A 12,435-nucleotide genomic window follows, 5' to 3' on the forward strand; every position below is an offset into this window, starting at 1 on the left:
GCTGTCCGCCGGAGGCCGCTGCACGCGGCCGGACACGCTTTTCGTCCGGCCGCCGATTAGGCACGGATCATCCGTAGTAAACGCTCCTTGCTCCACAAAGAAGGCACCTTCCCGCGAGGTTGCGGGACGGGGTTCGGCAGACTCGTGAGGGTGAGCGATCTGCTGCATGTCTGTTTTGTCTGTTCCGGTAATATTTGCCGTTCCCCGATGGCGGCGATCGTGTTCCGGGAGCATCTCCGGCGCGCGGGGCTCGACGACCGGGTCCGGGTGACCAGCGCGGGCACCGGGCCCTGGCATGCCGGCGAGCCAGCCGACCCGCGGGCGAGGGCGACGCTGGCCGCGCGCGGTTACCACGGTGAACACATCGCCGCGCAGATCGACGCCGACCGGCTGACGGCCGACCTGCTGCTCGCCGCCGACGCCGGGCACCTGCGGATGCTGCGGCGCGAAGTGGAGGATCCCGGACGGGTCAGGCTCCTGCGCGAGTTCGATCCCGAGGCCGGACCCGGCGCCGAGGTCCCGGATCCCTACTACGGGGGTGACGGCGGCTTCGACGAGGTGCTCGACATGCTCGAACGCGCCGTGCCTGGACTGCTCGGGTGGGTCCGGGAGCAGTTGTGAGCCCACCGGAGGTCCGCGAGGCCGTCGAACGACTGCACGGGGGCACGGTGGCCGAAGTCCGCCAAGGTGGCGGGGCGATCTTCGTGGTGACACTCGACAGCGGCGAACGTCTCGTCGCCAAGCACGGCACCGGCGAGGGCGCGATCGCGGCCGAGGCGGCCGGGCTGGCTTGGCTGGCCGAGTACGGGGACGTCCGGCTGCCCGCGGTCCACGCGCACGACGAGGATTGGCTCGTCATGGACTACGTTCCGCCAGGGCCCCCGTCGAAGCGGGCCGCCGAGGAACTCGGGCGGGGCTTGGCGGCGCTCCACCTGCGGGGCGCCCCGGCGTACGGGAGCCCGCCGCCGGGCGGGCCCGCGGACGCCTGGATGGGACTCGCGCCGATGCGCAACGAGCCGCAGCCGGACTGGCCCACCTTCTACGCCCGTCACCGGATCGAGCCCTACGTCCGGATGTGCGCCGACCAGGAGTTGTTCGATGCCGGCGAGGTTCAGGTATTCGACCGGCTCTGCGAGGCGCTGCCGCGCGCGGCCGGACCGCCGGAGCCGCCGTCGCGCCTGCACGGAGACGCCTGGAGCGGGAACGTGCGCTGGTCGGATGAGGGCGTCTGGCTCATCGATCCGGCAGCTCATGGCGGGCACCGGGAGGGCGACCTCGCCATGCTCCAACTCTTCGGCGCTCCCCTCCTGAGCCACATCCTCGGTGCTTATGCCGAAAGCACCGCAGTGCCTTTGGCGGAGGGCTGGCGTGGACGGGTCCGGCTGCACCAGCTGTTTCCGCTTCTCATGCACGCCGCGGTCTTCGGTGGTGGCTACGCCCGGCAGGCCCTCGACGCCGCGCGCGAAGCACTGCGCCTAACGTAGAAGTGCGGGTCAGTGCCCGTGACGGTGAGTCGGACGAAGATTTCCGAGGTGAACGGTGAGCGCTCAAGGTGAAGCCGCGGGCACGGACGGGCGTCCCGAACCGGCTTCCCCCGCCCCTGCCTCGCGCTCGGTGTGGCGGTCACTGAAGTTCCTGTTCCGCCCCAGCTGGATCGCGCTCGTGGTGGGCGTGCTCGCCTTCGCGTTCGCCTGCTTCTATCTCCTCTCGCCCTGGCAGTTCGGCCGGAACGCCGAGCGGGAGGCCCAGAACAACGCCATCCAGGCATCTCTCTCGGCGAGCCCGCGGCCATTGAACGTGGTGCTGCCGCCCGGCGTCGCGCCGAGCACCACGACGGAATGGAGCCGGGTCACCATCACCGGTACCTACCTTCCTGACGACGAGGTCGTCGCGCGGTTGCGGACGGTGCAGGGTGAGCCGGCCTACGAGGTGCTCACCCCGTTGCGCACCACCGACGGACAGGTCGTGCTGGTCGACCGCGGCTACGTCAGGCTGGGCGAGCACGGCAGCGCGCTGCCGTACTCCGCGCCGCCGGGCGGGATCGTGCGCATCGAAGCGCGGATCCGGCAGGACGAGACAGACCCGAAGAACCGGGACGTGTTCACCGATCCCGCGGCCAGTCCCCGGCCACAGAGCTACATCGTGGACTCGCGGGTGGTGGCCCGCGCCGAGGGCCTGCCCATCAGGCCGGGCTACTTTCAGCTCGACGAAAACCAGCCCGGTGTGATCGCCGCCCTTCCGCTCCCCCAAATCGACTCCGGACCGTTCTTTTCCTATGCGCTCCAATGGATCGCGTTCGGTGTGATGGCCATCGCCGGGCTCGGGTACTTCACCGTGCGCGAGCTCAAACCCGGGGGTGTGCTGGCGGAACTGGGCGATCGCGAGAACGCCCGGCGACGGCGCACGTCGCGCAAGTCCGTCGCGCAGATGCTCGCCGAGGACGACGAGCACGAAAGGGCCGGGGTCAGCGAGACCGGCGAAGCCCCAGCACGGCCGCCAGAAGAGCCGAGCCCAGGGCGGTCAGCCAGCCGATCACCCGGGAAAGCTCCACCGCGCGCGTGACGTGCCCGGCGTCCGGGTTGCGTCCGTCGCCGAGCACCGGTCGTTCCTCGACTCCGTACGGATAGACCGTCCGGCCGCCCAACCGGATTTCCAACGCTCCGGCGAAAGCGGCCTCGACGCGTCCGGCGTTGGGGTTGGGATGCGCGATGGTGTCTCGCCGCCAAGTCCGCCATGCCCCGCTCGCGGAGCCGCCGACCACCGGCGCCCCGGCGACGGTGAGCGCGGCGGTCGCCCAGGTGGACGGGAGTGCGGTCAGGTCACGGATCCGCGCGCAAGGCCGGCTCCGGGCGCGCAGCGCGGATATGGCGCGCGCTCCCAGCAGGCCCGGCACCCCGGTGACCGCTCCCCAGAACAGCGGTCCGACGACGGTCTGCGCGGTGTGCCGCGCGACCGACTCGACCGAGGCCCGGGACAGGCCGATCAGGTCCAGCGTGTCGGTGCGGCGGGTGTCGAGCACCGCGAGTGTGCTCCGGGCGGAGTCGAGTTCGCCCTGTTCGAGTTCCCGCGCGAGAGTGGTGCCCTCCGACGCCAGTCGCGCGCCGCCCAGCACGGCCCAGGTCGCCACCGCGGTGCTTACCGCCTGCACGATCGGGCGGTTCCGGCCCGCCCGCTCCAAGCAGAGACCGGTCACCACGGCGGTGCCGGCCACCAGCGCCCTCGGTTTTTCCCTGACCATTCGCTCGACCTGCCGGGGCTGCCCGACCACCCCGTCCGCGGCCGCCCCCAAAAGCAGTCCGATCGCTCGTGCCCCACTCACCCGACGGAGGTTACTGCCCAGTGTCCTCCGGCCGGGCGGCGGTGCCCGCTTCCGCGCGGGCCCAGGATTCGAGCATGACCCGGGCGATCGACGAGTTGCCGGGGAGAACCATTGTGGCGGTCGTCCCCGAGACGGGCACCGGCTCACCATCCGCTTCGAACGCCGCACGGACATCAGCCCGCGAGACCCAACGTGCGTCCTCGATCTCGCCATCCGCCGGGACTGGCTGCTGCGAAGCGTCGGCGCGGGCGGCGAAACCCAGCATGATCGACCGCGGGAACGGCCACGGCTGGCTGCCGAGATAGCGCACGTCCCGGACCTCGACCCCGGACTCTTCCCTCACCTCACGGGTGACGCAGCCTTCCAGCGACTCCCCCGCCTCGACGAATCCGGCGAGTACCGAATACCGCCCGGGAGGCCATATCGGCTGACGGGCGAGCAGCACGTGCTCGCCATTGACGCCGACGTCGTCGTGCACCAGGCAGATGATCGCCGGATCGGTGCGCGGATATTCCTCCCGGCCGCACCCCTCGCACTGGGTCGCCCACCCGAACTGGATCCTCCGCGTGCGCGCTCCGCAGCGAGCGCAGAACCGGGCCTGACGGTGCCAGTTACGCAGGGCCTGCGCGGTGGTGAACAGGCCCGCCGACGTGTCGTCGAGCAGGTCACCGTACCCACGCAGGTCCACCCAGAACTCGTCGCCGGCCTTGGGGACCTCCTCGCGGAACCCCCAGCTTCCTCGAGTCTCGGTCAGTTCCGTCTCGCCCTCGGGGGCGCCGGGCAGCGACCAGTAATCAAGCCCACGCCATTCGCCGAGGAACACCGCCTCTTCCGGCGGCATATCGCCGAAGGACAGGGCTTTCCGCGTGGCGAGGCTGTGTTCCCCCTCCCGGACCGGCGAACGTGACCGATCGTCGAGTACCACGACCAGGGCGGTCGGCCAGCGGGCCCGGAGCCGGTCCGGGTTGGCACGCAAGCCCTCCTGACGGTCCACAGTGGACCGTGAGAGAGTGGGCAGCTTGTCGAGCCGGAAGGGGGTCGTCATCAGGAAGCAGGCTCTCCCACCGTGAAACCGCCGAGCGCGGCCAGTTTCGGCGCGAGGCTCGCCGCGTCTCCGACGACCACTCCGGTGAACCTCGCCGGGGCGAAGAAGTCCAGCGCGGCCTGGGCCACGTCGTCGAGGGTGACCGCGGCGAGTCGCTCCGGGTGCGCCGTCAGCCACTCGACGCCGAGACCGCTGAACGCGAGCGCGGCCAACTGGCCGGCGAGTCCGGTCTGGGCCGACGTGGAAATCACGAGCGACCCGACCGCGTACTGGCGCACCGCTTCGAGCTCGTCGGCGTCCGGCGGGACGAGAGCGAGCCTTCCGAGCTCGTACCGCGTCTCCAGCACCGCGGCGGCGGTCGCTTCGTTCGCGGTGTCCGCATCGACTCCCAGGGTGGCGGCCGAACCGGTGAATTCGAACCCGGAATGCGCGTGATAGGTGTAGCCCTTGTCCTCGCGGATGTTCTCCACCAGCCGCGACGAGAAGTATCCGCCGTAGGCCAGGTTCGCCAGTTGAAGCGCGGGGTAGCGCGGGTCCGTTCGCGGCAGTCCCTGGGCGATGAACCTGATCTGGGACTGCACCGCGCCCGCCCGCGGGACCAGCAGCACGTCACCACCGGCGAGTTCCGGCAGTTCGGGCAGTACCGAGGCGGTGCGGTCGGATTGCCAGCCCTGCAAGGCTTTCCGGATATCGGCGACCACCTGCTCGGGGTCGATGTCGCCCACGAGCACCAGCACCGCACCGCGGGGAAGCACGGCTTCGGCGTGCAGGGCGCGGACCGCTTCGGCCGTGACCTTCTCCACGTCCTCGGGCCGCGGCATCTCCCGGGTCACCGGGTGGTCGCCGTAGCAGTGCTTCAACAACGCTTCCCGGGCGATGACCCGGGGCTGGGTACGCGACACCGCGAGGCGTTCCACGATGCGGGCGGCCTCCCTGGCCACCTCTTTGTCCACATAGGACGCGGAGGTGAGCGCGTCGGCGAGCACGTCCAGCAGCGTGGGCAGGCCGGTGGCCAGCGCCGTACCGGTGAAGGCCAGCCGTTCCGGGTCGACCGAGGTACTCAGCTCGCCGCCGATCAGCGCGAGCTCGGTGTCGATCTCGATGCGGTCACGCCGGGCCGTCCCGGTCAGGATGGTCTCGGCCAGTACTTCGGCGGTCGCCGCATGCAGAGGACCGGCGCCCCCGAAGGGAATCCTCAGCCGCAGCTCGACCATCGGCACGGTGGGCTTGCGCACGGCAAGCACCCTGAGACCGTTGTCGAGCACGGTGTCCACGTGCTGCAGGTCGGCGGCGGCACGTTGGTCCCCGAGGGCGGGCACCAGGCGTGCCCCGGTCTCCGTACGGCCGATCTCCTCCGCGGTGCGGTGGGTCGTCGCAGTCACTTACTCTCCTCCGTTTCCGGGCTCCACGACCAGGACCGCGCGCGAGTCGGGCCGCAGCGCCTTCGCCGCCGCGGCGACGTCGTCCGCGGTGACCGCGGCCATCCGGTCGGCCAGCCGGTACATCAGGGACGGGTCACCGTAGAGCAGTTCGAACGCGCCCAGCCCGAGGGTGCGGGAGACCAGCCGGTCGTGCTCGGAATGCAGGCTGGAGCTCCAGCGCGCGGTGACCTTGGCGAGCTCCCGCGCGTCCGGCGGTGTCGTGGCGAGCTTTTCCAGTTCCTCGTCGAGCGCGGCCAAGACCCGTTCCGGCGAGACGTCGGGCGCGTGGATCGCGGTCACCGAGAAGGTGTCCGGGTCACGCGCCTCGAACGGGCCGAACAGCCCCGCGCCGGCACCGATGTCGGTCACCAGCGGTTCGCGATGCACCAGACGCTGCTGGAGGCGTGAACCGTCTCCGTCGGTGAGCACTCCCGCCAGCACGAGATTGGCCAGGTAGGCGTCCAGTTCGTTGACCGGGTCGGGCATGCGGTACCCGATCGCGAGTGCGGGCAGCGGCGCATGCGGATCGGTGTGCGTACCGCGCAGCTCACCGGAAGGCGGCGGCTCGGCGAACGAGCGTTTCGGTGGCGCCGGGCGATGCGGTACGTCGCCGAAGTGCTTCTCGACGAGTTCACGCGCGGCATCGGGCTGGAAGTCACCGGCGACGGTGAGCACCGCGTTCGCGGGCGAGTAGTAGGTGTCGAAGAAGGCCGCGCAGTCGTCGAGCGTGGCCAGTTCGAGATCGGTGAAATCCCCGTACCCGTTGTGCGCGTTGGGGAACGTCTGGTACAGGACCGGTGGCAGCAGGATCCACGGAAATCCGCCGTAGGGCCGGTTCAGGACGTTGAGCCGGATCTCCTCCTTGACCACGTCGATCTGGTTGGCGAGATTCTCCCGCGTCAGCTTCGGGGCGCGCATGCGATCGGCTTCGAGGAACAGCGCGCGTTCCAGCGCGGCGGCGGGGAGCACCTCGTGGTAGTCGGTGTAGTCGGGATGGGTCGACCCGTTGAAGGTGCCGCCGCTGGACTGCACGATCTTGAAGTGCGCCAGCTTCTCCAGGCTCTCGCTGCCCTGGAACATCAGGTGCTCGAACAGGTGCGCGAAGCCGGTGCGCCCCTCCGGCTCCGACCGGAAGCCCACGTCGTAATGCACGGCGACGCCGACCACGGGTGCCGTGCCGTCCGGCGCCAGCACGACCCGGAGACCGTTGTCCAGGGTGAAGCGGAGATTTTCAGGTGCGGCCATGCCGCCCACCATACGGGGAACCCGCCCTCGAGTGTGCCGCCAGGGACGGGACATCTGTCGACGTGCTGTAGCGGGTCGCATGACCCCTGGTTACCGGCGTGACTTGCTGGCAGGGCGCCAGGGGCCGCGCTCCGGCCGACGCTGCGCGAGCCCGCGCCTGCACTGCGCTTTTTGAAGCAAGGTGTGTTTACTACGGACTATCCGTAGTAAACACACCTTGCTTCAAAAACCAGCCTCAGGACGGCGGGGCGAAGGGGCCGCTCTCGCTCGGGCGGGGGTCCGGCGGGGGCGCCACGGGGAGCGCGGCAGGGGCGTGCCCGAGGGAACGTGCGCGGCGCTCGGCGAGCACGGCCTGCAAGTACGCCCACGGCGGGACGCCGTACGGTAACGGCGTTTCGATCCGCCCGGCGACGTCCCGGACAAGGTCGTGGCCCAGCGCCTCTCGCGCCTCCGGCCGCAGTTCCTGGTACCGGGCGAGGTATTGCCGGATGGCCAGGGCCAGTTCGTCACCCAGCCCGGACAGATCCAACTGACCGGCCCACGAAGCCAGGGCGGGCGGCATCGTCACCGCCGGGACGGGCATGTCCGGGGCACGCTCCTGGACCACCACGGTCCCGGCGAGATAGTCCCCGACCCGCTTCGACCGCGCGGAACACAACGACACGACCACGGCCACGACGCTCCACACCAGCACCGGGCCGAAGTCGACGATCGCCCCCGCCAGCGAGCGGGTCAGCGCATGCCGGAACCGGACCGGGCCGCCGTCGTCGCGCACCACACGCAAGCCCAGGGCCATCTTTCCGAGCGTGCGTCCCCGGCCGAGCGTCTCGAACAACACCGAGTACCCGACCCGGACCAGGACGAACACCCCGAGCAGAATCGCCGCCAACTGCGCCGGATCGTCGAGACCCGCCACGAGGATGGCGACCAGGACGGTGAGCAACACGGCGAACTGGAGCAACGCGTCGAGCGCGGCGGCCACGCCGCGACTGGCGAGACGGGCGACCCGCAGGTCGACCACCACCGCTTCGCCGGTGACGAGATCGGGTTCGGCAGCCACCTGCCAACTGTAGTGTTAGCGCATGGATGTGGACCTGTTCGTCGCCTCTCATCGCGCCGAATGGGACCGGCTGGCCGAACTTCTCGACCGCCGTCGCCTCCGTGGGGCCGAAGCCGACGAACTGATCACCCTGTACCAGCGGACCGCGACCCATCTGTCGACGGTCCGGTCCGCGGCGCCGGATCCCGCGTTGACGCACCGGCTTTCGGCGCTGGTGACGCGGGCGCGGTCGGCGGTGACCGGTTCGCACAACCCAGCCTGGCGGGAAGTCGGCGTCTTCTTCGCCCGCCGTTTCCCCGCCGCGGTCTACCTCAGCAGGCGATGGTGGATCGCCACGGCGCTCGTGACGATCATGGTCGGCGGACTGCTGGCCGCCTGGATCGCCCGCGACCCCGGGGTACAGGCGAGCATCGCGGCACCGGACGAGATCCGCGCGCTCACCAGGCCCGGCGGCGAATACGAGACCTACTACTCGAGCAATCCGGCCGGTTCCTTCGCCGCGCGGGTCTGGACCAACAACGCCTGGGTCGCGGCCACATGCCTGTTTCTCGGTGTGCTGGCGGGAATTCCGGTGATCGCCGCACTGTGGGAGAACGCGCTGAACGTCGGTGTGGGCGCGGGCCTGATGTCGTCGGCCGGGCGGCTCGACATCTTCCTCGGACTGATCGTCCCCCACGGTCTGCTGGAGCTCACCGCGGTGTTCGTCGCGGCCGGCGCCGGCCTCCGGCTCGGCTGGACGGTGATCAGTCCCGGCGGCCGCTCGCGCGGAGCCGCGCTCGCCGAGGTGGGCCGCACCACGGCCGCGCTGGCCCTCGGCCTGGCGTGCGTGCTGCTGGTTTCCGGCGTGATCGAAGCCTTTGTCACACCGTCGCGGCTGCCCACGTGGGGCCGGATCGGGATCGGGCTGCTCGCCGAAACCGCTTTCCTGGCCTATGTCTTCGTCCTCGGCCGACGGGCCGCACGAGCCGGTTTCACCGGTGACATGGACCGTCGCCACGGTGGAGACGTGCTGCCGGAGAGCGCCTGAACGACACCGAGTGATGTTTCCGGGCAAGCTCGGTGACACGCCGTTGATCTTCCCCGGCCCCTCACGGAGGCACGTCCTATAGTGGCGCGGTGGCGAAGCGCGAGGCGGTGAACTTCTCCGACGACACCTACGGTCAGATCCGCGAACTGGCCGACCGGGCGGGGATGTCCGTGCACGCCTGGCTGGTCGCGGCGGTGGAACGGGAAGCCTTCCGCCAGCTCTGCGAGAAGACGAACGAGTGGTGGCAGGACCACCCCGAAGAGGCTGCCCGGGCCACCGAGGACTTCGACCTTCGCCAGAAGTGCCGCACCGAGATGCCCAGTGGCTCCTCGGCCGCGTAGAGGACAGATCTGGACTGTTGCCGGCCCACGACCCCGGCGTGTGCTGATCTACAGCGGAGACATGTTCAACGATCTCACCGACGTGCCCTACGTGATCACCATGGAGGTCGTCGACCGGGCGAACCCGCTCGAGGTGATCGCCACCGAGGGCACGCGGATCGCCTACACCCGGCTCGACCACGTGCCGAAACGTTCTCTCGCCGATCACCTCGGCGATGTCTCGGACGCGGTGATGGAGACCATCAACCGCCGCCTGTTCATGGTCATCACCACGAGCTGACGGCCTGGCACGCGCCTTTGAAACGCCTAGTGCCTGTTTCGAAAGCCCGTGTTTCCGCACGAGGTGAGTAGCCGCGCGCGGGTGCCGAAGGCCTCGGATTTTCGGAGGCGGGCCGCCTACCTGCCCAGGCAGGCCGACGACGAGAGCCACGGCCCGTCTACGCAAATCCGATCGCGCGCCTTAGAAACACTGCCTAGTCGGCGACGATGGCCACCTTGAGCCGGCCACGCTGTGGTCGCGCGTAGAGCGAGTACGCGGTCTGTGCGTCGCTCGCCGGAATCACGTGCGACACGTAATCGGAAAAATCGTCCCGGTGCTTGAGGAGGTAGTCGCGGCTGCCGGCCAGGACACCGTGCCAGTCACCGAGGGTACGGCCGGCGTGCAGGGTAAGGCCCCGTTCGTAGATCTGCTGGTAGGGAAGCACATAGTCCGGATCGTCAGGACTGCCGAAGCCATAGACGAATCCGTGGTCGGCCACCGCCCGGAGCGCGTCCGTGATCGACGCGTGCTGATGGCCGACCGCCTCCACGACCACCGCCGGCCGCTCGTGATCTTGCAGCGTGTCGACCCACTGCGTGCTGCGCATCCGCACGAATTCGTCGGCGCCGTACCGCCTCGCGGTGTCTTCGCGGTCGACGGGGTCGATCGAGGTCAGGTGGGCGGCACCGCGCTGCTTGAGCACGTGCAGGAAGCTCAGGCCGATCGGGCCGGCTCCGATCACCGCGACCCGTTTCCCCGACAGGTCCGGCAACCGGTCGGCCGCGCGCAGGACGGTGCCGAGCGATTGGATGGACACCGCCTCGACGTCACCCAATGCGTCGGGCACCGGGATGAGCCTTTGGTCCGGCACCACGAGGAACTCGCACAGTCCGGTCACGCCGCCGCCCGTGCCGACGACCCGCTGCCCGACCGGGAGCGTGGCACTGGCGCTCTCCACCACCTCGCCGACCACCTCGTGGATCGGGGCGCCGTCGTGCGCCGGCGTGCCCTTGCGGACGACAATGCCGTTCAGCTTGGGCATGTCGCTGCCGCAGAGTCCGGCCACCATGAAGCGCAGCCGCACCTGGCCGGGGGCGAGCTCCCGCCGGTCGTCCGGGCGTTCGATCCGCCGCACGAAACCCGGTCCGTCGACGCGATAAGCCCACATCATGCACCGTCCCGCCACCACCGAAACGCGAGAAGGGCATCCCGCGCCGTCTCGTATACCTCAGCTCCGGAGGCCGGCGCAACCACCGCTTGCGTGGGAAGTGGAGCAAGGAGCGTTTACTACGGATAGTCCGTAGTAAACGCTCCTTGCTCCACAACAAAGGCCGTCAGAGGCGGCCGGCGGCTTTGAGGGCGAGATAGCGGTCGGCGAGGGCGGAGGGGAGGTCGTCGGGGAGGGCGTCCACGACGTCGACGCCGTGGCGCGCGAGCAGAGCGGTGACGTGGCGTCGCTCGGCGAGGGTTCGCTCGGCCGCCGCGGCGTCGTAGACCGCTTCGGCGTCGCCGCGCGCGCGGGCCATTTCGGCCAGCCTGGGATCACCGACGGACGCCAGCAGGAGGCGGTGCCGCGCGGTCAAGGAGGGCAGCACCGGCAACAGACCCTCCTCCAGCGGTGCCGCCTCCAGGCCGGTGAGCAGCACGACGAGCGACCGCCGGCCGGCGCGGCGCAGTACTTCGGCGACCAGACCGCGCGCGTCGGTCTCCACGAGATCCGGTTCGAGCGGAGCCATCGCGTCGACGAGCGACGGAAGCAGTTCTCCTCCGGACGCGCCGGCCACCTTCGCTCGCAGACGGCGGTCGTAAGCGAGGAGATCGACTCGATCGCCCGCCCGGGAAGCGAGCGCGGCCAGCAGCAGTGCCGCGTCCATCGCCGCGTCCAGCCGCGGCGCGTCCCCGACCCGGCCGGCCGAGGTCCGGCCGGTGTCCAGGACGAGCATCAGGTGCCGGTCCCGTTCGGGCCGCCACGTGCGCACCATGACGTCGGCCGCCCGCGCGGTCGCCCGCCAGTCGATCGACCGGACATCGTCGCCTATGACATATTCGCGTAGCGAGTCGAACTCCGTGCCTTCGCCACGCACCAGCGCCGCTTGACGCCCGTCGAGTTGCTGAAGCCGCGCCAGCCTCGACGGCAGGTGCTTACGGCTGTGGAACGGCGGCAACACCCGGACCGTCCACGGAACGCGATGCGATCCTTGCCGCGCGGCCAGGCCCAGCGGCCCGGTCGAGCGGACGGTGACCCGGTCGGCCGCCCGCTCACCGCGGCGGCTGGGCCGGAGCCTCACGGTGAACACCTGACGTCCGCCCGGGGCGACGGCGATCGGATACCGGTCCCGCGTGATCCCCGCGCTGGGCGGCCAGGCATCCCGGATCGTGCCCCGAACCCGCCTGCGGCCGGGATTGGTCACGGTCAGGGTGACTTCGACGTCCTCGCCCAGGCGCGCGGCGGTGACCCCTCCCCGGGTGAAGGTCAGCGCCCGCACTCCTCCGGCGAGCGCGAGGTCCACCAGGATTCCCAAGCACAGCAAGGCAAGCACGGCCAGCACACCGGTCCACGACGGCACCCCGAGCGCCACCACGACGACGCCGACGAGCGCGCAGACCCCGACCCGGCCGCTGATCGCCACGGTTACCGATCCGACCGAAAGGAGACGGAAACACTCCGCAGCCGAACCGCTTGGAGAGACCCGCTTCCGCCGTAGCTGCCGTCGGATG

The 12,435-nt window shown here is 70.3% G+C and carries 13 protein-coding genes; 6 read left to right on the plus strand and 7 right to left on the minus strand.

Annotated elements, in window-relative coordinates; genetic code table 11:
- The first annotated feature begins 207 nt into the window (after positions 1 to 207).
- From ACFSXZ_RS37040 to ACFSXZ_RS37050, 3 genes are all read left to right on the plus strand, one after another.
- The gene (locus ACFSXZ_RS37040; RefSeq protein WP_378270800.1) at positions 208 to 621 is read left to right on the plus strand and encodes a low molecular weight protein-tyrosine-phosphatase; all 414 of its coding nucleotides are present in this window, start codon (positions 208 to 210) and stop codon (positions 619 to 621) included.
- Positions 618 to 1,484, plus strand: a complete 867-nt coding sequence (locus ACFSXZ_RS37045; protein WP_378270801.1) for a fructosamine kinase family protein — start codon at positions 618 to 620, stop codon at positions 1,482 to 1,484. Before ACFSXZ_RS37040 ends, ACFSXZ_RS37045 begins: the two co-directional genes overlap by 4 nt.
- Positions 1,485 to 1,626: 142 nt before the next feature.
- A complete protein-coding gene (locus tag ACFSXZ_RS37050) occupies positions 1,627 to 2,562 on the plus strand; it encodes an SURF1 family cytochrome oxidase biogenesis protein (protein WP_378271051.1) in 936 nt (311 codons plus the stop codon).
- Here ACFSXZ_RS37050 and ACFSXZ_RS37055 read toward each other — a convergent pair.
- From ACFSXZ_RS37055 to ACFSXZ_RS37075, 5 genes are all read right to left on the minus strand, one after another.
- Positions 2,465 to 3,319, minus strand: coding sequence for a cobalamin biosynthesis protein CobD/CbiB (locus ACFSXZ_RS37055; protein ID WP_378270803.1), 855 nt, complete (start codon positions 3,317 to 3,319; stop codon positions 2,465 to 2,467). The two genes, ACFSXZ_RS37050 and ACFSXZ_RS37055, sit on opposite strands and share 98 nt — an antisense overlap.
- Positions 3,320 to 3,329: 10 nt before the next feature.
- Positions 3,330 to 4,364 carry an NAD(+) diphosphatase gene (gene nudC / locus ACFSXZ_RS37060; RefSeq protein WP_378270805.1) on the minus strand — a complete coding sequence of 345 codons (1,035 nt, stop codon included), beginning with the start codon at positions 4,362 to 4,364 and terminating at the stop codon, positions 3,330 to 3,332.
- Positions 4,364 to 5,746: a M16 family metallopeptidase gene (locus ACFSXZ_RS37065; protein ID WP_378270807.1), complete on the minus strand. Its 1,383-nt coding sequence runs from the start codon at positions 5,744 to 5,746 to the stop codon at positions 4,364 to 4,366. The genes nudC and ACFSXZ_RS37065 overlap by 1 nt, the downstream gene beginning before the upstream one ends.
- On the minus strand, positions 5,747 to 7,030 hold the full coding sequence (locus tag ACFSXZ_RS37070) for a M16 family metallopeptidase (protein WP_378270809.1): 1,284 nt from the start codon (positions 7,028 to 7,030) through the stop codon (positions 5,747 to 5,749).
- A gap of 235 nt (positions 7,031 to 7,265) precedes the next feature.
- Positions 7,266 to 8,090, minus strand: a complete 825-nt coding sequence (locus ACFSXZ_RS37075; RefSeq protein ID WP_378270810.1) for an RDD family protein — start codon at positions 8,088 to 8,090, stop codon at positions 7,266 to 7,268.
- A gap of 22 nt (positions 8,091 to 8,112) precedes the next feature.
- Here ACFSXZ_RS37075 and ACFSXZ_RS37080 point away from each other — a divergent pair, with 22 nt between their 5' ends.
- The 3 genes from ACFSXZ_RS37080 to ACFSXZ_RS37090 all read left to right on the plus strand — a co-directional run bounded on the left by ACFSXZ_RS37080 (position 8,113) and on the right by ACFSXZ_RS37090 (position 9,738).
- A complete protein-coding gene (locus ACFSXZ_RS37080; protein ID WP_378270812.1) occupies positions 8,113 to 9,117 on the plus strand; it encodes a stage II sporulation protein M in 1,005 nt (334 codons plus the stop codon).
- An 89-nt stretch (positions 9,118 to 9,206) separates the two neighbouring features.
- Positions 9,207 to 9,458: a hypothetical protein gene (locus ACFSXZ_RS37085; protein ID WP_378270814.1), complete on the plus strand. Its 252-nt coding sequence runs from the start codon at positions 9,207 to 9,209 to the stop codon at positions 9,456 to 9,458.
- 61 nt (positions 9,459 to 9,519) lie between these two features.
- A complete protein-coding gene (locus ACFSXZ_RS37090) occupies positions 9,520 to 9,738 on the plus strand; it encodes a hypothetical protein (protein WP_378270815.1) in 219 nt (72 codons plus the stop codon).
- 193 nt (positions 9,739 to 9,931) lie between these two features.
- On the opposite strand, the gene ACFSXZ_RS37095 is transcribed toward ACFSXZ_RS37090, so the two are convergent.
- Both ACFSXZ_RS37095 and ACFSXZ_RS37100 read right to left on the minus strand, forming a co-directional pair.
- Positions 9,932 to 10,888, minus strand: a complete 957-nt coding sequence (locus tag ACFSXZ_RS37095) for a zinc-binding dehydrogenase (protein ID WP_378270817.1) — start codon at positions 10,886 to 10,888, stop codon at positions 9,932 to 9,934.
- A gap of 163 nt (positions 10,889 to 11,051) precedes the next feature.
- On the minus strand, positions 11,052 to 12,347 hold the full coding sequence (locus ACFSXZ_RS37100) for a DUF58 domain-containing protein (protein ID WP_378270819.1): 1,296 nt from the start codon (positions 12,345 to 12,347) through the stop codon (positions 11,052 to 11,054).
- Positions 12,348 to 12,435 lie beyond the last annotated feature (88 nt).

The organism is Amycolatopsis pigmentata, from assembly GCF_042684065.1.
Taxonomy (GTDB): domain Bacteria; phylum Actinomycetota; class Actinomycetes; order Mycobacteriales; family Pseudonocardiaceae; genus Amycolatopsis_E; species Amycolatopsis_E pigmentata.

Coding starts and splice junctions, on each gene's coding strand:
- ACFSXZ_RS37095 (WP_378270817.1), bottom strand. CDS start 10,888: ATGATGTGGGCTTATCGCGTCGACGGACCGGGTTTCGTGCGGCGGATC.
- ACFSXZ_RS37080 (WP_378270812.1), top strand. CDS start 8,113: ATGGATGTGGACCTGTTCGTCGCCTCTCATCGCGCCGAATGGGACCGG.
- ACFSXZ_RS37070 (WP_378270809.1), bottom strand. CDS start 7,030: ATGGCCGCACCTGAAAATCTCCGCTTCACCCTGGACAACGGTCTCCGG.
- nudC (WP_378270805.1), bottom strand. CDS start 4,364: ATGACGACCCCCTTCCGGCTCGACAAGCTGCCCACTCTCTCACGGTCC.
- ACFSXZ_RS37090 (WP_378270815.1), top strand. CDS start 9,520: ATGTTCAACGATCTCACCGACGTGCCCTACGTGATCACCATGGAGGTC.
- ACFSXZ_RS37040 (WP_378270800.1), top strand. CDS start 208: ATGGCGGCGATCGTGTTCCGGGAGCATCTCCGGCGCGCGGGGCTCGAC.